This window comes from Streptomyces sp. PKU-EA00015, assembly GCF_013387495.1.
Lineage (GTDB): Bacteria > Actinomycetota > Actinomycetes > Streptomycetales > Streptomycetaceae > Streptomyces.
Window position 1 is genome coordinate 1 of sequence record NZ_JABZEE010000076.1, and the last position, 20,592, is coordinate 20,592.

At 70.5% G+C, this 20,592-nt stretch carries 19 protein-coding genes and 2 pseudogenes; 16 read left to right on the top strand and 5 right to left on the bottom strand.

Annotated elements, in window-relative coordinates; translation table 11 throughout:
* Positions 1–73: 73 nt before the first annotated feature.
* Positions 74–439: a DoxX family protein gene (locus HW130_RS32570; RefSeq protein ID WP_177153381.1), complete on the bottom strand. Its 366-nt coding sequence runs from the start codon at positions 437–439 to the stop codon at positions 74–76.
* Between the two features lie 60 nt (positions 440–499).
* On the opposite strand from HW130_RS32570, the gene HW130_RS32575 reads away from it, so the two are divergent.
* Together HW130_RS32575 and HW130_RS32580 are read left to right on the top strand one after the other, a co-directional pair.
* Entirely contained in the window at positions 500–1,381 is an 882-nt protein-coding gene (locus HW130_RS32575; protein WP_177153382.1) for a LysR family transcriptional regulator, read from the top strand.
* A 649-nt stretch (positions 1,382–2,030) separates the two neighbouring features.
* Positions 2,031–3,050 carry a hypothetical protein gene (locus HW130_RS32580; protein ID WP_177153383.1) on the top strand — a complete coding sequence of 340 codons (1,020 nt, stop codon included), beginning with the start codon at positions 2,031–2,033 and terminating at the stop codon, positions 3,048–3,050.
* A gap of 995 nt (positions 3,051–4,045) precedes the next feature.
* On the opposite strand, the gene HW130_RS32585 is transcribed toward HW130_RS32580, so the two are convergent.
* On the bottom strand, positions 4,046–4,543 hold the full coding sequence (locus HW130_RS32585; RefSeq protein WP_177153384.1) for a hypothetical protein: 498 nt from the start codon (positions 4,541–4,543) through the stop codon (positions 4,046–4,048).
* A gap of 193 nt (positions 4,544–4,736) precedes the next feature.
* Here HW130_RS32585 and HW130_RS32590 point away from each other — a divergent pair, with 193 nt between their 5' ends.
* Complete coding sequence (locus HW130_RS32590; RefSeq protein ID WP_177153385.1) at positions 4,737–5,357, top strand: hypothetical protein; 621 nt, start codon at positions 4,737–4,739, stop codon at positions 5,355–5,357.
* Between the two features lie 287 nt (positions 5,358–5,644).
* Entirely contained in the window at positions 5,645–6,076 is a 432-nt protein-coding gene (locus HW130_RS32595; protein ID WP_177153411.1) for a hypothetical protein, read from the top strand.
* A gap of 588 nt (positions 6,077–6,664) precedes the next feature.
* Here the strand turns inward: HW130_RS32595 and HW130_RS32600 are convergent.
* Positions 6,665–7,093 carry an ATP-binding protein gene (locus HW130_RS32600; protein WP_177153386.1) on the bottom strand — a complete coding sequence of 143 codons (429 nt, stop codon included), beginning with the start codon at positions 7,091–7,093 and terminating at the stop codon, positions 6,665–6,667.
* A gap of 143 nt (positions 7,094–7,236) precedes the next feature.
* Here HW130_RS32600 and HW130_RS32605 point away from each other — a divergent pair, with 143 nt between their 5' ends.
* The 9 genes and pseudogenes from HW130_RS32605 to HW130_RS32640 all read left to right on the top strand — a co-directional run bounded on the left by HW130_RS32605 (position 7,237) and on the right by HW130_RS32640 (position 13,057).
* Positions 7,237–8,004, top strand: coding sequence for an IclR family transcriptional regulator (locus tag HW130_RS32605; protein WP_177153387.1), 768 nt, complete (start codon positions 7,237–7,239; stop codon positions 8,002–8,004).
* Positions 8,005–8,044: 40 nt separating this feature from the next.
* Entirely contained in the window at positions 8,045–9,559 is a 1,515-nt protein-coding gene (glpK, locus tag HW130_RS32610; protein ID WP_177153388.1) for a glycerol kinase GlpK, read from the top strand.
* 194 nt (positions 9,560–9,753) lie between these two features.
* Positions 9,754–9,921: pseudogene (locus HW130_RS37145) on the top strand (SpoIIE family protein phosphatase); the annotation flags it as partial.
* Positions 9,922–10,185: 264 nt separating this feature from the next.
* The gene (locus HW130_RS36450; protein WP_256356487.1) at positions 10,186–10,389 is read left to right on the top strand and encodes a cold-shock protein; all 204 of its coding nucleotides are present in this window, start codon (positions 10,186–10,188) and stop codon (positions 10,387–10,389) included.
* A gap of 89 nt (positions 10,390–10,478) precedes the next feature.
* A complete protein-coding gene (locus tag HW130_RS32620; RefSeq protein ID WP_177153412.1) occupies positions 10,479–11,384 on the top strand; it encodes a YihY/virulence factor BrkB family protein in 906 nt (301 codons plus the stop codon).
* A gap of 306 nt (positions 11,385–11,690) precedes the next feature.
* Positions 11,691–11,813 carry a hypothetical protein gene (locus HW130_RS36455; protein WP_309140650.1) on the top strand — a complete coding sequence of 41 codons (123 nt, stop codon included), beginning with the start codon at positions 11,691–11,693 and terminating at the stop codon, positions 11,811–11,813.
* A 256-nt stretch (positions 11,814–12,069) separates the two neighbouring features.
* Positions 12,070–12,327, top strand: coding sequence for a phage holin family protein (locus HW130_RS32630; RefSeq protein ID WP_309140648.1), 258 nt, complete (start codon positions 12,070–12,072; stop codon positions 12,325–12,327).
* A complete protein-coding gene (locus HW130_RS32635; protein WP_177153390.1) occupies positions 12,324–12,794 on the top strand; it encodes a DUF3618 domain-containing protein in 471 nt (156 codons plus the stop codon). The genes HW130_RS32630 and HW130_RS32635 overlap by 4 nt, the downstream gene beginning before the upstream one ends.
* Entirely contained in the window at positions 12,791–13,057 is a 267-nt protein-coding gene (locus HW130_RS32640; RefSeq protein ID WP_177153391.1) for a DUF4235 domain-containing protein, read from the top strand. The genes HW130_RS32635 and HW130_RS32640 overlap by 4 nt, the downstream gene beginning before the upstream one ends.
* Positions 13,058–13,423: 366 nt before the next feature.
* Here HW130_RS32640 and HW130_RS32645 read toward each other — a convergent pair whose 3' ends face one another.
* Both HW130_RS32645 and HW130_RS32650 read right to left on the bottom strand, forming a co-directional pair.
* Positions 13,424–14,401, bottom strand: coding sequence for a hypothetical protein (locus tag HW130_RS32645; protein ID WP_177153392.1), 978 nt, complete (start codon positions 14,399–14,401; stop codon positions 13,424–13,426).
* A 488-nt stretch (positions 14,402–14,889) separates the two neighbouring features.
* A complete protein-coding gene (locus HW130_RS32650; RefSeq protein WP_177153393.1) occupies positions 14,890–16,773 on the bottom strand; it encodes a glycoside hydrolase family 15 protein in 1,884 nt (627 codons plus the stop codon).
* Between the two features lie 382 nt (positions 16,774–17,155).
* Between HW130_RS32650 and HW130_RS32655 the strand changes: the two genes are divergently transcribed.
* From HW130_RS32655 to HW130_RS32665, 3 genes and pseudogenes are all read left to right on the top strand, one after another.
* Entirely contained in the window at positions 17,156–19,834 is a 2,679-nt protein-coding gene (locus HW130_RS32655; protein ID WP_177153394.1) for a LuxR C-terminal-related transcriptional regulator, read from the top strand.
* A gap of 33 nt (positions 19,835–19,867) precedes the next feature.
* Positions 19,868–20,176, top strand: a pseudogene (locus tag HW130_RS32660) (hypothetical protein); the annotation flags it as partial.
* A gap of 126 nt (positions 20,177–20,302) precedes the next feature.
* Positions 20,303–20,500: a hypothetical protein gene (locus HW130_RS32665; protein ID WP_009307498.1), complete on the top strand. Its 198-nt coding sequence runs from the start codon at positions 20,303–20,305 to the stop codon at positions 20,498–20,500.
* Positions 20,501–20,592 lie beyond the last annotated feature (92 nt).

Consider the following 20,592-nt stretch of genomic DNA (forward strand, 5'->3'; position numbering starts at 1 on the left):
CGAGGCCGCGGTCATCCGCACGAAGCTCGCCCGGTCCCGCAGACAACGTAGGGAACATTGAGTGGTGCCGCCATCAGGAGGACACTGTCAAGGCCAGCGAGGCGACGGCGGTGGCGAAGTAGAAACCGGGGAACGCGAGGTTGTAGAGCACGCGGGCGCGCAGATGGAAGGCGAGCGCGCCCAGGTAGAGCAAGACGAGACCGCAGGCCGCGGCGGCGCCGAGGGGGCGCAGTGCGGCGTCGAAGAGGCCGAGGAGGAGGCCCGCCGCACCAGCCAGCTTGAGGGCGGCCAGCCAGGGCAGCCAGGATCGAGGGACACCCACCTTCGCTGAGTTGGCCAGCACGAAGCGCGCCCCGGCTAGGTCGGCGGCGGCTATACCGACGTTGACGGCGGCGGTGAGCAGGGTGACGAGGAGGAGCGCGAGCTGGGCACCGGTCATGCCTTCAGGGTCCGCAGGCGTTTCGGCACCGTCCAATACCTGCTTCTATAACCTGGTGGCATGGATGTGGACACGCGCCTGCTTCGGTACTTCGCCGCTGTGGCGGAGGAGGGCACTCTGACCGGGGCAGCGCAGAGGCTGTTCGTCTCGCAGCCTGCGCTGACCAAGCAGATCCGGCGCTTGGAGGACGATCTCGGGGTACGGCTCTTCGCGCGTTCGCGGTCAGGGATGGCGCTGACCGAGGCTGGCCGTGAACTCGCCTCGCGGGTGCACGCACTGCTGGACGGCTGGGACGAGGCAGTCCAGGCAACCGGCCGGGCGGCGCGGGTGCTGCGCCTGGGCTTCCTTGACGCGGGCGCAGTGGGCGCCGTCCCCGAGGTCATCGCCGAGTTCCGCCAGGCGCAGCCGGAGTGGCGGGTGGAACTCCGGCAGTTCGACTGGTCGGATCCGAGCGCCGGCCTGGCCCGGGGTGAGGCGGATGCAGCAGTGGTGCGTCTGCCGTTTCCGGGACAGGAGAGGTTGACGGTGCGGGAGTTGTTCGTTGAGGAACGCGGGGTACTGCTGCCAGCTCGGCATCCGCTGGCGCACAGCGAGACGGTGGAGTTCTGGGAGCTGTGGGACGAGCCGTTCGTCGCGGCCGGAGCCGAGACCGGAGCCTGGAGGGAACACTGGCTGGCGGCGGAGGAGCGGGACGGGCACCCGGTCCGGGTCGGCGCCGTCACCAGCCGTCCCGACGAGTGGCTCGGAGCGGTGGCTGGCGGCTGCGTGGCGCTGGCCCCGGCGTCGGCGGCCCGTTTCTACTCCCACCCGGACGTGGTGTTCCGTCCAGTCCGCGGGGTCTCACCGAGCCGGGTGGGGCTGGCTCGGCCCCGGGGGCGGACGCCCGAGGCGGCGCTGGATCAGTTCCTGGAGGCCATCGCGCGACAGCTAAGCCGGAGTTGACCGACGGGGCCGACAGACCGCCGGCGCACTGCCCGGTCGGATCGGCGCTACTCCCGGCGGCGGCCGCGTTGAACGGCTCACCCAGCACGGGGATACCTGCGGCGCCCGCCTCCGCCGGGTGCGCATAAGCCAAGACCGCTGACCGCGCCGACCCGATGGCGTTCAATGTTCGATGAGAACACTCAACCTTCGCTGCGAGAGGTCAGCCGCACGCGAGGCGGCCGCCCCACCGACTGATGCCCGCCCCATTCCGTCACCCCGCGAACCCCATTTCGTCGGTAGCTCTCGGTGGGGGCGGGCGCCACCGAACGGCCTGCCGCGTACGCGCGCAGGCGCCGGGTCAGTTCCGGCCTGGATCGTGGGGGCGAGCTTCTCGTCGATTTGTGCGTGCTGGTCGCCCACCTGCACGAGAACGGTGGGGTGTGTGCCTTCGTAAGTCATCGAGTGACCATAGGCGCGGGTACGACACCCGGGCAGGCAGGTGGCGCAGCGGTCCGCCGTCGAGCCCCGCCGACCAGAACGCTCAGCGGCCGGCTGAAGCGCTCAGTCACAGCGGTCGTGGGACGTCCGGCGGGGCGGATGGATGTGCAGCAGCCTCCCGATGCTGTTCGATTCCTGTTCGAGTACGGTGGGGGTGGGAGGTGTCGCCATGGACGAGCAGCATGTTCGGGCCGTGGGGGCCGGTTCGCCGATTCTTCATCTGCGCTGCCCGAGGGATGTCGATCCCGAGCTGTACCGGCTGCTGCTCGGCCTGGTAGCGGGTGTGACGCCCATGGTGCAGGCCTTGCCTCCGTCGGCTGCCGTGGCGGACGTCTCCGGCAGCATCCGGTATTTCGAGCGCGATCCGGCGGAGTTGGCCCTGATGATCCGGACGCGGGCACTGGCACGGTACGGCTTGCCCGTGGCGATCGGAGTGGGGCCCAACTGGACGATCGCGGCGATGGCGTCCCGGGAGCCGACGCAGGGCGGCGTGCGTGCGGTCGGTTCCAGTCCCGAGGCGGTCGCGGCGTTCCTTCACCCGCGGCCGGTCGGCGAGCTGCACGGAATCGGCCCCGCCCAGGAGCGGACGCTGATGACGTACGGGGTGGAGACGATCGGGCTGCTGGCGAATCTGCCGGAGTCGACGGTGCAGCGGGTCCTGGGCGGGAAGGCGGGCCGGCTGCTGAGCGAGCGGGCCCGCGGTATCGACCGTCACCGGGTGGTGCCGGCCGAGCTGCCGCACAGCGCGGCCGCGCAGCGCCGCTTCCCGACTGACACGCTGGCGCCGGATCTGGTGCGCTCTGCGCTGCTGTCGCTGGCGGTCGAGCTCGGCGAGCGGCTGCGCGGACGCCGGCAGGCGGCGAAGGCCGTGACGCTGACCGTGACCTTCGCCGACCGCACCCAGCTGCACCGCAGCCGCCGACTGCCCGGCGGGCCGTCCGCGCACACCGACGATCTGCGCGACGCGGCGTACGAGGTGTACCGGTCCCTCGGGCTGCAACGTGCCCGGGTGCGGGCGGTCGCCCTGCGCTGCGAGCAGCTGGTGGACGCGGCCACCGTTGCCGAGCAGCTCTCCTTCGACGTCGGCCGGGAGCACCGGTTGCAGGCCGAGCAGGCCATCGACGCGCTCAACGCCCGGTTCGGCTCCGGCACGGCGGGGCCTGCGGCGGGCTTTCCGCAGGCGGGCTGAGCGCCCCAGGCAAGTGATCGCCTCCCGGTGCCTATACACGGATAGCTTCGGCAAAGGCCCGCGCAGCCTTGCCTTTGGTCAACCCGTCCGGCCAAGTCGGTGCCCAGGGTGTCACTCGTGGGGCCGAGCGGCCGACGGTTTCGACGACGGCCGGACGCCGTGGATGTCCGGACCAAGGGGCCACCCGTGACACGCACCGACTCGGATGCCCAGTCAGGTCTCCGGCAGCACGAGCCAGATCTCGGAGAGGGAGAGACCGTGCTCGCGACTCACCACCCCGCAGGGGCAGCCCAACGTGGCCCGACGCCAATCGCAGGTCACGGTCCACGGGCCGTCCTCGCCTCCGCACTCTGGGCAGCCGACAGTTTCGGCTGTCCATACCCGCGGCGCGGGTCTGGTGTGGCGACGGAATCTACCCACGTATCGGACCTGCCAGGGCTCAATCGGCGGTGTGAGCGGGACAGCGCCGGTCGCGCCCGGCGCGGCGATGGCGGTGAACAGTGCGGTCAGCTCGGGGAGCAGGGCTTCGCCCGCTTCGGTCGGCGGCACCACGCCTTCCGTTGTCCCCGGCACGGTTCCATACCTCGGGGCCGCAGCCGCGATGGGTGGATTCGGGGCAGCGTGCCAGGGCAGCAGGGCGCGGGCGACGGCGGCCAGGAGGGCGGCGGCAGGCGGGCTGACAGCACCGGCGTCGAGGTGGTGGACGGTAGTCCGCAGAATGCGTTGAAGCCGTCTGTCCCGGTCCGTCGCCCGGGCCCGCGCCGCTGTGCCCCGCCGGGCCGGGAGCGGGGCGGTGAGGCGGGCGAGGACAGCCACCGCCGCCTCGGCGTCCGCCGAGGACAGGCGCCACTCGCCTGCGGCGAGGAGCTGGCGGGCTCGCCCGGACTCCAGGGTGAGAGCGCGGGTCAACAGAGGGCTCGATGCTGCTACCGGCCCTCCGTGCGCGCCGGTCATTGCACGTTCGATCGTGATTCAGCTCCCTCTTCTGCTGGTGGTCAGAGCTGACTGTTGATCCGTCGAGCAAGCCCTTCCAGAAACTCTTGAAGGGTGGCTGCGGCGAGGTCGAACTGACCGGACCACGAGGCGGTGGTGGACCGCCACACCCGCCCGGAGCCTGCGAGCGCGAACAGATGGCCGCCGCCGTCGCCGGCGAAGACCAGGGCAGGCTCTTCCCCGTCGATCTGGACGGCCCCGTACTCGCGGAAGTGGCCTGCGACTGTTGAGGCCGGGTGGATGAAGTAGCCGCTGTCCACATCGGGCAGGGAGACCTCGTCGATCACCCAGTACATCGTGGTCAGGTCCGAGGGGATCGGCGTCAGTTCCACGAGCGCGGCCGTCGCCTTGTGGCTCTCCTCCGCACCGAGCACGACCACGTTCCTGCCGGGTGCGAAGCCGTGCCGCACCCGGAACGACTGCATCAGCTCCGCGAGCGCCGCATCCGCCTGCTCACACCAGCCGCGGACCCAGTCGGCGTCAAGCCGTTCATCAACCATGATCGCCCCATTCGCCCCCCAGGAAAACTCGCCCGCCCACGAGTCCGGAAGAACATACCGGAGCGTTCACGCACTTGCGCACCGCTCCAGGGAGGTCGGCGGCACCGCGGACGCACGGGATGCGCCTCAGCGTCGGACGCGCTCCCCCAGCACGCCCGTCCCCACACCCTGCGCGTCGGGGGATGATTCACCGATGTCCACGAAGAAGACAACCGCCGCGGTTGTACTGGCCATAGCCATGGCTATCTCGGCATGCGGAGCCGAGGCCGAACAGCCCGTCGGCCAAGGTGCACCAAAGCCGACGGATACGCGGAGCGTAGAAGCCCCCGCGGACGAGGATAGGGATTCGGCGCGGACGATCGGTGACACGGTGACCCTTCGCGACGACACGGGGCGCCCCATGCAGGTGACCCTGACCGGTGTCGCCTACCGGGACGCGTTCGCCAAGGACAGGACACTTTCGCTGCCCGGCAAGTACGCCTTGGCCGCTTCCTTCACCATGACGTCCAAGACCGGCGGTCGGCTCGGGGACGTCACCGACGACTTCATCAGGTGGGAAAAGAACGGCGACAGCGCCGAGACAGCGGGCTACTCGGACGCCCCGTGGCAGGGCTGCATCGACGACTACACGCCCTATGCCGAGACGGAGCCCTATCAGGAGTACAAGGCCATCACCGACTTCAACGTGTCCTCGCAGGGCGGGCTGGTCATCATCGAGGACCGGTACGGTGGGGTCGCCCTGTGGGAGATCCCTGCGAAGGACGCCGGCACCGGCACTGAGCCCGCGACGAAGTACACCACCGTTGACTGCTGATGAGGCAGGGAGCGGCGGAAGAGGCTGATCCAACACACCTTCCGCCCTCACCGGCCAGGGCTCTGCCGACCGAGCATGCGAGTCGAGGACATCGACGTGTCCTGGCGACCGAACTGGCCGGTCACCTGACATCGCTGCTGCCCCCTCACTCGGCTCCACCTGGACGCCGACGGGATGCTGGCCACTACGGCGGGCGAGGTCGCGTACCAGGGGTTTGAAGGCACCAGTCGGTTGACGTGTCTGTCAGCGTCCGGCCGTTGTCAGTGCCTCCTGACACGATCACCGACATGACACCGTTGCTTCTCACCGACATCGAACGAGCCGTTCGCAGCAGTTGGAGTGCCGAGACGTGCACGCCTGAGTTCCGATCGCGCTGGACCAAGGACAATCCGGCCCGGGATCAGTGCGGGGTGACCGCCATGGTGCTCAATGACCTGCTGGGAGGTGAGTTGATCCGGGGAGAGGTCCACGTCGACGGAGAGCGTGTGGACTACCACTGGTGGAACCGCCTGGGCTTGGGCATGGAGATCGACCTCACCCGCGAGCAGTTCGGGCCGCAGGAGATCGTCACCGGAGGCATCGTGATTGCCCGCCCGCCCGAGACCGAATGGCGCAGGCTCCGGCAGGAGTACGAGCTTCTCCGCGACCGCGTCTTGGAGGCGCTCAACCGGCAGCAGGCGACGGCCTCTTCGGCCGTTCTCGTCAGCCGGCTTGCCTGACCGGCACCGAGTAGCGGTTACCGCGGACGGTGATCCGGCTGTAGCGGTCGGCCCAGGGGTGAACACCCTCCCGGCCCGGAAAGGGTCCTCCGGCAGCGGCATCAACAGCGGCTGTTCGACGGCGAAGTGCTCGTTCCTCGACCAGAGGGTGGAAGTCCGGGTGACCGTGTGACGCTGCTTGCGCGGCTCACCGATCCGAGCGGCGGCTTCGGCGGCCATTAGGCCATTAATAATCGGTTGTTGCGCAGGCTGTATCTCCTGGCCCCGTGGCCGACGGTTCAGCCCGTGCCGGCCTGGACCCGGCGATCCTGGCCGCGGAGACGGCCGCATGCATCGAAGCACCGTTCCACCATGTTGCGCCGTTCCTCCTGGCCTCGACTGCCCGGACCCGCGTCCGCTCGCTCGGGTCAGCATCCCCTACAGCCTGGCCGACCAGGGGCCACCGGGCGCGCGAATTTCGGCTGAGTGGCGAAGGTGAAGGCCCGGAGCTTGGGCGTCGGCCCATGCGTCCCACGTGCCCGGAGTGCCGAATGTGTCGGCGATGGCGCCTTGTGTCTCTCTGGCAGAGCCTGTCGTGTCTTCGTCATCTCATCTCACGACCACGTCTGCCCACCAACTGGTCCCGTCGGCACCCTCTCGCACGCCATGCCGGGCCGACAGCGCCATGACGATTTCGATGCCTCGGCCGTGCTCGTCCGGGTCGAGCCCGCAAGCCGGCGGGTCGGCCGGAGCCGCGGGTCCCGCGTCCGTCACCTCGACGTGTACGGCTTTGAGCCCGTCCACGAGGACCTGCGACATCCGCAGCGTCGCCGGGGGCAGGGCGTGGGTGATCGCATTGGTGAGCAGCTCCGAGGCCAGCAAAATCACGTCCTCGGCGACGTCCGAGGCCAGGTGCCAGTCGGCGAGGACCGCGCGTACGCGCCGACGCATGACCGAGGCGGCCCCAGGGGCGTGTGGCAGCGGAAAGACGTACGTGACGTCTTCGGGAAGCTCTGTGCTGAGCTGCGCCACTGTCATGGCCCGTCCTCCTCGGGAAGCGCTGCCGGCCGGTGCCGGGCGTGATGAAACGCTAAGGACGGAGCAGGGGTCGGTCAATGAACAGAGGTCGGCATTACCGAACGGAGGTCCTGTGCGAAGAGCCGCCGGACTACGATCGTCCTATGGTCGGCCCGGTGCAGTCCATAGAACGGGCGGCGGCGATCCTGCGTCTGCTCGCCGCCGGTCCCCGCAGGCTGGGACTGGGCGAGGTGGCGTCGTCGCTCGGACTGGCCAAAGGCACCGCCCATGGCATTCTGCGCACCCTGCAGCACGTGGACTTCGTGGAGCAGGACGCTGCCACCGGAAAGTACCAGCTCGGAGCCGCTCTGCTCCATCTCGGTACCAGCTACCTCGACGTCAACGAGTTGCGGTCGCGCTCCCTCAACTGGGCCGACGCCCTGGCAGCCCGCAGCGGGGAGGCCGTCCGCCTGGGCACACCCCTGGAGGGGAAGGTGCTCATCGTCCACCATGTCTTCCGGCCGGACGACACCCTCCAGACCCTGGACGTGGGTGCGCTGCTGCCGCTGCACGCCTCCTCGCTCGGCAAGGTCCTGCTGGCCTTCGGGTCCGCGCCCGTCGAGCCGTTGCTGAAGGCCGGACTGGAGGCCTACACCCGGCACACCCTGGTGCTCCCCGACGATCTCAACCGGGCGCTCGGCGAGATTCGAGAGCTCGGCTGGGGCTCCGAGGTGCAGGAAATGAGCATGGGTGACGCCGGAATCGCCACGCCGATCCGGGGGCACGGCGGGCTCGTAGTGGGCGCGCTGGGCGTATCAGGCCCGGTCGAGCGGATCTGCGACACGGGAGGCCGGCCCCGATCCTCCCTGATCACTTTGCTCAGGGAGGCCGCACGGGCGATCTCCAGAGACCTGGGCGCGGCCCGCTGGTAGGCACCGCGGCTCCGCGATACATCGGAAGGCAGGCCCGATCATGGTTGCACGGTATGTGATGTCCATCGACCAGGGCACCACCTCCACTCGATGCATCCTGTTCGACCACCGCGGGGGGCTGGTGTCGGTCGCCCAGCGTGAGCATCGCCAGTACTTTCCCCAGCCCGGATGGGTCGAGCACGACGCTGTAGAGATCTGGCGCAACCTGCAGCGCGTGGTGCCCGAGGCACTGTCCCACGCCGACGTGGACGCCGGGCAGATCGCCGCCATCGGGATCGCGAACCAGCGGGAGACGACCGTGCTCTGGGACCGGCGGACCGGTGCGCCGCTGGGAAAGGCGATCGTCTGGCAGGACACCCGCACCGCGCCGCTCGTCGACGAGCTGAGAACCCGGCCCGGGGACGAGTTCTTCCTCGAACGCTGCTGCCTGCCGCCCTCGACCTACTTCTCCGCCCCCCGGATCCGCTGGTTGTTCGATCACGTCGAGGGACTGGAGCAGCGTGCCCGGGACGGCGAGGTGCTGTTCGGCACGATGGAGAGCTGGCTGATCTGGAACCTCACCGGCGGAACGGCCGGCGGCCTGCACATCACCGACGCCACCAACGCCAGCCGCACCATGCTCATCAACATGCGGGCGCTGACCTGGGACGACGAGCTCATGGAGTTCTTCGGAGTCCCGCGCCAGATGCTGCCGGAGATCCGGCCCTCGGCCGAGTTCTACAGCGAGGCACGCTCCGTGCTCCCGGGGGTCCCGATCACGGCCGCCCTCGGCGATCAGCAGGCGGCCTTGTTCGGGCAGACCTGCTTCTCGCCCGGCGAGGCCAAGTGCACCTACGGGACCGGCAGTTTCCTGCTGATGAACACCGGCTCCGACGTCGTCCGGTCCCGGCACGGGCTCCTCACCACCGTCGCGTACAAGATCGCGCAGCAGCCCGCGGTCTACGCCCTGGAGGGGCCGATCGCCGTCACCGGCTCGCTGGTCCAGTGGTTCCGCGACCGACTGGGTCTGATCAACAGCGCACCCGAGATCGAGACGCTCGCGCGCACGGTCGAGGACAACGGCGGCTGCTACATCGTCCCCGCGTTCTCCGGTCTGTTCGCACCCCACTGGAGGAGCGACGCCCGCGGCGTCATCGTCGGCCTCACCTCGTACATCACGAAGGGCCACTTGGCCCGAGCCGTCCTGGAAGCCACTGGCTGGCAGACACGGGAGGTCGTCGACGCCATGAACGCCGATTCCGCGCTCGCCCTGAAGCAGCTCAAGGTGGACGGCGGCATGACCTCCGACAACCTGCTCATGCAGTTCCTCGCCGACGTGCTCGACGTTCCCGTGGTACGGCCTCTGGTGGCCGAGACGGTCTCGCTCGGCGCCGCCTACGCCGCCGGCCTCGCGGCCGGCTACTGGCCGGACATGGAGGTCCTGCGCCGCAACTGGCACCGGGCCGCCCAGTGGCTGCCGGCCATGGATTCCGAACGGCGGGAGCGCGAATACGACTGCTGGCAACGAGCCGTCGAGCGGTCCCTGGGGTGGATACAGCCGCCGCGGCGGTCATGACACCCCCTGGGCCGGACTTCGACCGGCCGATCGCAGATCTCCCACGTCGAGCAGCAGCGGGCCGGCGCCGCGCAGGACACGCGGAGCGGGTCCGCGGACTCCGCGGGACCGGGAGAGGGCAGCATGTTCCATGCCGCGGAGACATCCGCAGCACTCCCTGCTCCCGCCCGCTGCCCGCGGACCTGCCGTTCGCCATGACTGCCCGCTACGTGCCCGCAGCCACCGCCGCCCAGGTCGGCGGCGACTGCTACGACTGCACCCTCCCGGACGGTGCGACCGCGCTCGTCGTCGGCGACGTGAGCGGACACGACACCCCGGCCGCCGTCGCCATGAGCGAGCCGCGCAACATGCTCCGCTCCCTGGCCTGCCACTGCCGCCGTCAGAGCGGCAGAGCAGCCGCTGAACCCGCCGACGCACACACCGAGCGGGCAGACCCCGACCACGGGCGAGGATTCGCAGGCACAGCGTGTGTCTGCCAAGCCCCGTCATGCCGACTTCACCGGCCGGCGAACGATCACTCATGCGTGTGGGCGTGTCGGCAGCGCGGGAAGCCGGGCAGCCGTGAGGATCGCTTCGCACGCCCGACACGGGCACGTCCCGTGTCCGCACGAAGGAGAACAAGCACGATGGCTACCGGCACGGTGAAGTGGTTCAACCCGGAGAAGGGCTTCGGCTTCATCGCCCAGGACAGCGGCGGCCCGGACGTGTTCGTCCACTACTCGGCCATCGCCACGACCGGATTCCGCGAGCTCACCGAGGGGCAGAAGGTCCAGTTCGAGGTTGTCCAAGGGCCGAAGGGACCCCAGGCCGAGAACGTCACCCCCGCCTGACCCCTTCCCAGCCCCGGCGCCCGGCGATCAGCGGAAGCGGGACGCCCGCGCGTGCGGCTGCCGGGGTCGTTCGGCGACCCCGCAGCCGGATACCCGCCCGGCGCACAGCAGCCGAACCACAACCCGCCGCCCCCGACCGGGCTGCGGCGCTGACCTACTACGGGATCCTGGCGCTGTTCCCGGCACTGCTGGCGCTTGTCTCGCTGCTCTGGATCGTCGGCCAGTCCGCGACGCAACAGGTGCTGGACAACATCCAGAGGCTCGCTCCGGGCGCGGCGCAGGACGTGCTGCGCAACGCTGTTCAGCAGTTGCAGGGCAACGCCGGGATCGGCTCGATCATGGCGATCGTCGGTCTGGTGATCGCGGTGTGGTCGGCCTCGGGGTACGTTGCCGCGTTCATTCGGAGCGCGAACGCGGTCTACGACGTTCCGGAGGGCCGTCCGGTATGGAAGGTACTGCCGGTGCGTGTCGGTGTGACTGTGGTGCTGATGGTCCTTGCCGTGATCAGTGCGCTGATCGTCGTCTTCACCGGCGGTCTGGCCCAGCAGGTCGGCAGCGCGCTGGGCATCGAGGACACGTTCTTGACGGTGTGGTCGATCGCGAAGTGGCCGGTGCTCGTGGTCCTGGTCACGATCATGATCGCCATCCTGTACTGGGCGACGCCGAACGCCAGGGTCCGCGGCTTCCGCTGGATCACCCCGGGCAGCTTCCTGGCGCTGCTGATCTGGATGATCGCCTCGGCCGGATTCGCGTTCTACGTGGCGAACTTCGCCTCGTACAACAAGACCTACGGCACGCTGGCCGGCGTCATCATCTTCCTGGTGTGGCTGTGGATCACGAACCTGGCGATCCTGCTCGGCCTGGAGTTCGACGCGGAGATGAACCGCCAGCGCGCCGTTGTGGGCGGTCATCCAGCCGGTGACGAGCCGTACGTCCAGCCGCGCGACACGCGCAAGTGGGACGAGGAGGACCGCCGCCGTCTCGAGTCCGAGTGACCGGCTGTCTCTTTGGTTCCGGCTGCGGGGAATGTCCGATGGGTCGTGGGACTGTGTGAGGCGGCCCGGGACGGGAAGCTGCTGGTCATGACTGGTTTCGCGGACGTGCGCGCCACGGATGTCCGGCTGGCGCGGCGGATGTTGTCCGCCTGAGGAGTGGGTCCCGGCACAGGACGTGGAGGACCGCCCGGACAGCTCCTCCTTCCCGTCCGGGTACACGGCCGCCGCCATCGCCTTCGCCGGTGGGGTCGCGCCGGTGTGGCTGATGCCGCAGCCGCTTGTGCGGTGACGGTGGCCGTAGAAAGGGTGCACTGCCGTACGCACTATCCCTCTGACGTGGCGGTCGGTGGCGCCATCGGTCTGGCGTCGGCCGCCCTGGTGCGCGCCGCCCCACGGCTGCTGTGGCGGAACTGGTGTGACGATCGGTGATGCGTCGATGTGGGGAGGCTGGGCACTCGGCAACACGCTGGAAGGAGGGACCGCCGATTGATCGACGCCGAGGGACAGGACAAGGCAAGTGGCGAGCACGACGGACGTCACCGGGGCCGCCCGAAACACTGAAGAAGGACAGGTGAACGACCACGCCCCACCAGCCGGGCAGCGTGCCACAGGAGCCGGTGGGCGAACTGGTCCGCGTGCCTCGCAGGCGGAGATGCCCCAGAGGGCAAGCGGTTCGGTGGGAGTGGTGGCTTTTTCGGTGGCGCCGGCCTGGTGGGGTCTCGCCCTGCAGGCTTTGGCGGCCACCGCGATCGCCGCCCTGGCGCTCGTGACGGAGGTGTGGGCGGCCGCGCTGATCGTCGCCGGCGTGCTGGCCGCCATCGCCGCACTGATGGCGGTACTTGGCAAGCAGCAGACCAACCAGGCTTCCCCGCCCACGCCGAAACAGACGCAGGAACGCGTCAGGGCCGACGTGGCCGAGATCAAGGAGAGGGCACAGCGATGACCGAAGACAAGCCGCACACCGGCAACGAGAAGGCGCCGTCCCCGGATGAGCTGCGCGAGCAGGTCGAGGGCACGCGTCAGGAACTGGGCGAGACGGTCGAGGCCCTCGCCGCGAAGGCCGATGTCAGAACCCGCGCCCAGGAGAAGACGGTCGCCGTCAGGCACCAGGTCGCCGAGAAGACCGCGCAGGCCAGGACCCAGCTGCTCGACAAGGCGGCCCACGCGGCGCACGTCGTGCAGGACAAGACGCCGGAACCTGTGCGCGCCAAAGCAGCCGTCGCTACCGGGCAGGTCCGCGACAAGGCATCCCATGTCGGTCAGCTCGCCCGGGACAAGGCTCCCGAGCCAGTGCGCACCAGGGCAGGCCACGTCATGCAGGCCGCCCGGGCCAACCGCACGCCGCTGCTCGCCGCGGCCGGCGCCCTGATCGCGCTGCTGATCGTCCGTCGTTCCCGGAGGCACCGATGAAAGCGTCCAAGATCGCCTACAAGCCGGTCGGGGTGGCCCTGGGCGCTGTCAGCGGCGTGCTGGCCGGTGCGGTGTTCAAGCAGGTCTGGAAGAAGCTCGGGCACGACGAGGACGCCCCGGACGCCACCGACCAGGACCGTACCTGGCGTGAGATCCTCTTCGCCGCGTCCCTGCAGGGCGCGATCTTTGCCGCGGTCAAGGCCGCCGTTGACCGCAGCGGCGCCGCCGCCACCCGCCGCCTGACCGGGGTCTGGCCCGGCTGACGCCTTCTGTCGGCGTCCGCTGCGACCCGCTCCGGGCAGACGTCGACAGGTGGTCGGGCCTTCCTGGAGGTCCGCGCCCGGCGCGACCCGGCCGACGACCCGGGCGAGGGGCCCCGGTCGGCCGGTCAGCCCATTCGCCGGCAGCACCGGGGTGGGCGGCCCCCTGTCCCGCCCCGCCTCCGCCCGGACCACCACCGCGCTCGGCAGCGGGATGCTCCCCCCTGGCGCCGACTGGGTCGGGCTCGACGTCACTGCCGCGGTCGCCACGGCCCAGGGGGACAAAGGGCTCTCCGGCAACGCCCCCTCGAGCAGGAGAGGGCGATGAAGTCCAGAGCCCTGCTCACCGGCGCGGTGGTAGGGCGCCCGTCAACTGCTGGAGGACGGCGAGCGGCGCCGATGGTGGTGCCAGAACCAGAGCGCGCCGACCGCGGTAGACGCTGTGGCCAGGGCGATGCCGAGGACCGGCCAGCTGCTGTCGGCGATGCGCAGGCCGGTCAGGAAGGTCACGGCGGCCAGGACGAGCGGCACGAGGAGAGAGAGGAGCGCGCGGAGCGCGGCCGCCACTGCTTCCGGTTCGGGGTGGGAGATCCGGTGGCGCGTGGCGGGTGCGGTGTCAGCGGAGTAGTAGGCGAGGACACGCTGTGCCAGGCGGGCGTCGGCGCGCTGGTAGGCCACCGCCATGTACGGGAGCCAGACGAGGGGGGCGACCAGTCCGACCAGGAAGACCACGCCGAGGAGGAGCCACCGCCAGGCCTGGACGGCGACCCGGCGTACGCGTCCCGCGGCCTGACTCTCCTCCTCCGCCGCGAGCACGCCCAGGAGGTGGGCCATGCGCAGGGTGACGTCCCACATGGCCCCCCATCGCCTCCTGGCGGGTGCCCCGGCGGCGCGTTCGGTCCGGGCGAGCGCGTGCTGCGCCTGCCGGGTGTCCTCGTACACGCCCTGGAGGACGAGGAGTTCGCCGGCGCGGGCGCTCGCCGTGGGGTCGCGGCCGCTGAGGGCGGCCAGCTCCAGGACCGTACGTGCCTGGCGGAGCAGCGCCGCGCAGAACGCGACGGGAATGAGCACGAGGAACGGGCCGCCCACCACGGATCCCTCGGACACGACGGCCCGTCGGCCGCGAGCGACCACCCGGGCTCGCAGCTCCGCCTCGGTGGCGTCGGGGTGGTCCCGCCGAAGCCGGGCGATCGTTTCGGGCACTGCGGGACCGATCCGGCGGACGGCGAAATCGGCGAGGAGTTCGGGGAGATGCCCGGGATCGGTGACGACCGACGCCAGCAGCGAGCGTTCTGGGGAAGGCTCTTTGCTGGAATCCGCAGTGTTCAGATTCTCTTTGTGGGGCACAAATCGTATCTATCACGAATCACCCCAATCAGCGTAGAACACCTGGAATCTTCCTTTTGCCCTGCCCTCCAAAACTCTCGGCTCCGATCGAGCCAGGGGCCCGCGGGGCTGTCCGCTGCGGCGAAGGCCGCCGCCGGCCGGGCGGCCGAACTCTGGACGCCGTGGCCGGGCCGGATGACGTCCCGGCCCCATCCGATCACCAGTGGCGGTGGTGGGCGGCCAGGCACGTCCGGGACGCCATCGCGGCCGCGGACGTCATGGGGACGCTCGGCCATGCCGTGCCCGAGGGTCCGCGCGAGCGATACTGGCGATTGCTCGCATGACGGCGCACCCGGCTCGCCGCTGCCGCATCCGGGTCCGCTCGATCCGGCACGTCGGAACGCCGCATCACTGCGCGCCGCCGCGTCGTTGTCGCCCTTTGTGCAAGTCCGTTACGGCGAGGGCCACGGGGGCGAAAACCCGTCGACGGCCGCCCCGACGTCCCCGCCTCAGCCACCGGGCGCCTCCCCGCCCGGTTGACGCCGGTATCCGGTACCGGCCCCCGGCCGGATCTCCGCCTTGTCGAGCTCTTCGTCGAGGGCAATGGCGGCGGCGATCAGGGCGAGGTGCGTGAACGCCTGGGGGAAGTTGCCCAGTTGTTCCCCCGAAGGTCCGATCTCCTCGGCGAACAGGCCGACGTGGTTGGCGTAGGTGAGCATCTTGTCGAAGGCGTAGCGGGCCTGTTGGAGCCTGCCGGACCGGGCCAGGGCTTCGACGTAGAGGAAGCTGCAGAGGTTGAAGGTCCCCTCCGAGCCGCGCAGACCGTCGGGGGAGGCAGCAGGGTCGTACCGGTAGACCAGGCTGTCGCTGACCAGTTCCTCGTCCATGGCGTCGAGAGTGGTGAGCCAGTCCGGGTCCCGCGGGGAGACGAAACCGACCCGCGGCATCAGCAGCAGCGAGGCATCCAGGACGTCGGTGGCGTAGTGCTGCACGAACGCCTGGCGCTTCTCGCTCCAGCCGCGTTGGGCGATCTGACGGAAGACCGCGTCACGGACCCCGGTCCAGCGGGCGACATCGGCCGGCCGGGAGTAGGTGGTCGCCAGATGGACACCGCGGTCGAAGGCGACCCAGGTCATCAGCCTGCTGTAGGTGAAGTTCTGGCGGCCCCCGCGGGTCTCCCAGATGCCTTCGTCTGGGCGGTCCCAGTTGTCGGCGAGCCAGTCCAGCACGTCGCTGAACGCCTTCCAGCCGCGGATGGCACCGATGTCGCCGCCCACGGCGAGGGCGTCGGCCGCCTCACCGTAGATGTCGAGCTGGAGCTGGTCGGCCGCCGCGTTGCCCGCCCGTACGGGCGCCGAGCCCATGTAGCCCTCCAGGTGGCCGAGGGTCTCCTCGCTCAGGTGGGGCTCCCCGTCGACCCGGTACATGATCTGCAAGGGGTCGCCCGAGGCGGTCGCGCCGGCCTCCGTGCGGTCGCGCAGCCAGTGGCGGAAGGCGTGCGCCTCCCGCTCGAAGCCCAGGTCGATCAGGGCCCGGACCGACAGCGAGGCGTCCCGGATCCACGTGTAGCGGTAGTCCCAGTTGCGTTCGCCGCCGATCTGCTCGGGCAGTCCCATGGTCGCGGCGGCGATCGGCGCACCGGTGGGGGCGTAGGTGAGCAGTTTGAGCGTGATCGCCGAGCGGTTGACCATGTTCTGCCAGCGACCGCGGTAGGTGGAGGAGCGCAGCCATGCGTGCCAGAAGGCGCGGCATGCCTCGAGTTCCTCGGCGACGGCGTCCATGGAGGGCGTGTGCGGGACGGGTGCGCCGCTCACGGTGCTGGTCAGCACGACGGCGGCCATCTCGCCTGCCCCGAGGGTGAAGCGGGCCGTGATGTCGTCGCCCTCGGTCCGCAGGGGAACGAGGTCGGTGGCCTGGAGATGAAGGTCCGTCCCCGGACCGTGGAAGACCGCCGAGCGGTCGCCGCTTCGTGTGAGGGAGTGCGGGGCACGTGCGTAGTCGAAACGCGGGCTGCAGGCGAACGTGAACGGCAGGCTGCCCCTGACCACCCGGGCGACTCTGACCAGGCGGTGCCGGTCCGTCGCAGTGGTGCTGTCGATCGGTGTCATGAAGTCGGCGACTTCGCCGACGCCACCGGGGGCAAGGAAACGGTTGACCAGGACGGCGGTGTCGGAGAGGTACAGCTGGTGGACCGTGGCACCACTGTCGTCGGGGAGATCCGCGGCGAGCCGGCAGCAGCCTCCGCGCTCACTGTCGAGGAGCGAGGCGAAGACGCTGGGTGAGTCGAAGCGAGGAGTGCACCACCAGTCGATCGTTCCGCCGGAGGACACGAGGGCTGCCGTCTGAAGATCGCCGACCATGCCGTGGTCGGCGAGGGGCGGGTAACGGTTCATGATCCCTCCTTCACCGGGCGATCCCAGGCGGCTTGTTGAACCCGGCCATGTCCGGCCGGCGCGAGCCGAGCACTCGACGCCCCTGGTGCCCCGGCCCGCCAGTTACGGGTCGGGCGATGCGGCAGCGCGCCGCGGAGGACACGCGCCGCGGAGGGCAGGAGACACGCGTGGCCGGGTGGTGCCACCACCACTCACAGCTTGCGCCCCACGCCGACGCGGCGCATGCGGGCAGGCACCCCGGGAGCCGTGCCCCTGCCACTGGACATACGGGCTGGTGAAGGGGCCATTGGCCTGGTGCGCCGCGCGCCTGGCCAGGGAGGCTGGGATGCTGGAGGGTGCGCTACCCATGACATGACCTTGACGGACAGCGGTGGTGAGCGCCGTGGCAGAGACCTACGACAGCGCCCAAGGACCGACCGTTCCGGCCGTTCCCTATGCCGATCCCCTGGGAGACCCGTTTCTGCGTACCCGGTTCGCCCTTCCCGCGAGACCCGCCACGTTCCTGCGGCGGCAGCGGCTCGTCGACCATCTCGACCAGGCTCTCCGGACGCCGTTGACACTGCTCAACGGCCCGGCCGGAGCCGGTAAGACCCTGATGGCCGCCGACTGGGCCGCCGGCCTGCGCCGGCCGGTCGCCTGGCTCACCGCCGAGGCGGAGGACCGGCAGCCCGGGGTGTTCTGGGCGTACGTCCTCCAGTCCTTGCGGGCCTGCGGTGCACTGGCATCCGACGCGGTGGCGCCCCCCGCGGACGCGACCGGGGTGGACCGCAGGCTGCTGGCCGCGCTCGCCGCCGAGCTGAACGACCGCGACCGGCCCGTGGTCCTCGTGCTCGACGAATACGACCGCGTGACCGCGCCGGAGGTCGCGGAGCAGCTGGAATTCGTCCTGCACCACGCCGGGCGGGGGCTGCATCTCGTCCTCGTCACCCGCACCGAACCGCTGCTTCCGCTGCACCGTTACCGGGCGGTCGGCGAGCTGACGGAGATCCGCGCCGCCGAGTTGGCTTTCACCCCGGAGGAGACCGCCGCACTGCTGGAGCTGCACGGACTGAGCCTTCCGGTCCACGCCGCGCGGGCCCTGGTGGACCGCACCCGGGGCTGGGCCGCCGGTCTGCGCCTGTTCGTCCTGGCCGCGCGGGACAGCGCCGACCCGGAGCTCTACCTGAAGGAATTCGAGGCGGCCCGCAGTCCGGTCGCGGACTTCCTGCTGGCCGAGGTCCTCAAGGGTCGGACGGAGGAGACACAGGACCTCCTGCTGCGCGTCAGCGTCCTGGAGCGTTTCTGTCCGGATCTGGCCAACGCACTGACCCTCCGGACCGATGCCGAGCCCCTCCTTGCCGGGCTGTGCCGCGACAACGCGTTCGTCGAGCACCTGGGGCACTCGTGGTACCAACTCCACCCGCTGTTCGGGGAAATACTCCGAGCCCATCTGCGCGAGCGCCTGCCCGGGCTGGAGCCGGAACTCCACAGGCGGGCCGCGCGGTGGCTGCGCAGTTCAGGTTTCCTGCCGGAGGCGCTTGTCCACGGGGCCGCCGCGGGCGACTGGGATTTCGCCGCCGGTGCCCTCGTCGACGACCTGGCGATCGGACAGCTCTTCACCGGCCTGCGCTCGAGCGACCTGGCCGAGTTGTTCTCCCGCATGGGACCCGAGGCCAGGAGCCCCGCGACGGACCTCGTGCGCGCCGCCCGTGACCTGTCCCGGTACGACCTCGATCGTGGGCTGGCACGACTGCGCCACGCCGAGGAGGGTCTGGCCGAGGACTCGCCCGACCTGGCTGCCGCCCAGCTGAGCTGTGCGCTGCTCGAAGCACTGGCCGCCCGGCTGACCGGATGTCCCCCACGGGTCGAAAAGGCCGCCGAAGCGGCCGATGAACTGCGACAGGAAGTCCCGGCGCACCTCTTGGACAAGCATCCCGAACTCACCGCTCTCCTGCTGACGCATCTGGGATCGGCGCGCCTGTGGGCCGGGCGTTTCGAGGACGCCCGCGCCGTCCTGACCACCGTGGCCGGCACTCCCGGCGGAGCCTCCACCGTGCTGCCCCGGGAGGAGTCGATGGGGCACCTGGCCCTGCTCGACTATCTGAACGGCTGGCTCGGCCGGGCGGAGCGCAAGGCTCTGGCGGCCGTTTCCGAGGCGGAGCGGATGGGAGTGCCCCAGCCGTCCGGCTCCGGCATCGGACGGCTGGTCCTGGCCGCCGTGGCCGTCGACCGCCATGAACTGGGCCGGGCGCAAGCCCTCCTCGACGAGACGGCCCAGCTCTCGTCGGGAACGCGCGATCCGGTGCTGGTGGCGGTACGATCCCTCGCCACAGCTCGTCTGCTGCTGGTCAGGGGTAAGGCACGAGCCGCCGTCGAGGCGGCGGGCCCGGCCGTCTCCGCCGCCGAGGCGTCACCCTGGGCGACAAGCCACGAAACGCTCGTCACCTCCGCCGCCCACCTGGCCGAAGGACGGCCCGACAGAGCCGCCGAGGTGCTCCAGGGCGTGTCCGGCGACCAGTCGGCGTGTGTCGCGGAGGCAGCGGCGATCCAGCTCGCCGCAGGGCGTCCCAAGGCGGCCATCGACCTGCTCGACAGCATTCGCCCCGACGGCCGGACGGGTCCGGCGGTGACCGTGGGGGTGGCGCTGGTGAGGGCTCGGGCCGCGCAGGGCGAGGGAGACACCGCCACCGCCCGCAGGCTCGTGGCGCAGGCGCTCCTCGACGCCCGGCGCGAGCGGCTACGGCGTCCGTTCCTCGATGCCGGAGCGTGGATCGGGCCTCTCCTGGCCACGGCTCCGCTGGACGAGCTGGCCGCGGGCTGGCTCACGCCCGGCTCGCCACGACGGGGTGAGCACCCGCGGCCGGAATCGCCGCCCTCGCCGCTCGTCGCGGTGGAGCTCAGCGGACGCGAGCGCGACGTCCTGGAGCGGCTGGCCCGGATGATGTCGACGGAGGAGATCGCCGCCGACCTCTACGTGTCGGTGAACACGGTGAAGACCCACCTGAAAAGCGTGTACCGGAAGCTGGCGGTGAACCGGCGCAGCGACGCGGTGCGCCGCGCTCGCGACCTCCGGCTGCTGTGAACGCGCGTCGGTGAGCGGGGCACGCACTTCGGGTTCGGCGCGCGCCTGGCGCAACAGGCTCCGGACCACCGGGTCGTGCTGCACGTGTGCCGTGACGAGTGGCCGATCGTCAAGGCCGCCGTCCCGCCGGCCGCCGCAGTGGCAGTCAACCCGCTCCTGGGCCTGGACGTGCGAGGTGCCCTCTGGCCGGCTCTCGCCGTCGCCGTGGCCGGGCAGGTGGGCTGGTCCGTGGCCGCGGCACGCCACGCCGGTGCTTCACCGCGGCTCATAGCCGCCACCGCATCGGTCAACCTGCTGCTCGGCCCACTGATCATCACCTTCAAGATCGTTCTGACGCACTGATCCGTGGCGTCCGATCACCGGGCGACGGTCACCTGTACCGGGTGAGGTCCCAAGGAGCATGGTGGCGGACGATCGCAGGGAAAGGCGCCGTCCGCCTGTCCAAGGCAGTCCATGGAAGGACAGCTCGTGCGCTACGAGATCCGAATCGAGGGACACCTGTCGGAAACGCTGGCCAAAGCCTTCCCGGAGCTGGGCCACGTCGTGATGTCCGGCCAGACCGTCCTGTTCGGCCCTGTCGTGGACGAAGCGCACCTGTACGGGCTGCTGGCACGCTGCCAGTCACTGGGACTGCGGGTCGTGGAGATGCGGCAGCTGCCGGATTGACGGGACCGGGCGGTGTGCGACACAGGATCGCGCGGAGTGCCATGAGCAACGACCGGCCCGCTGGACGGTAAACCGTGCACATGTCCCGATGA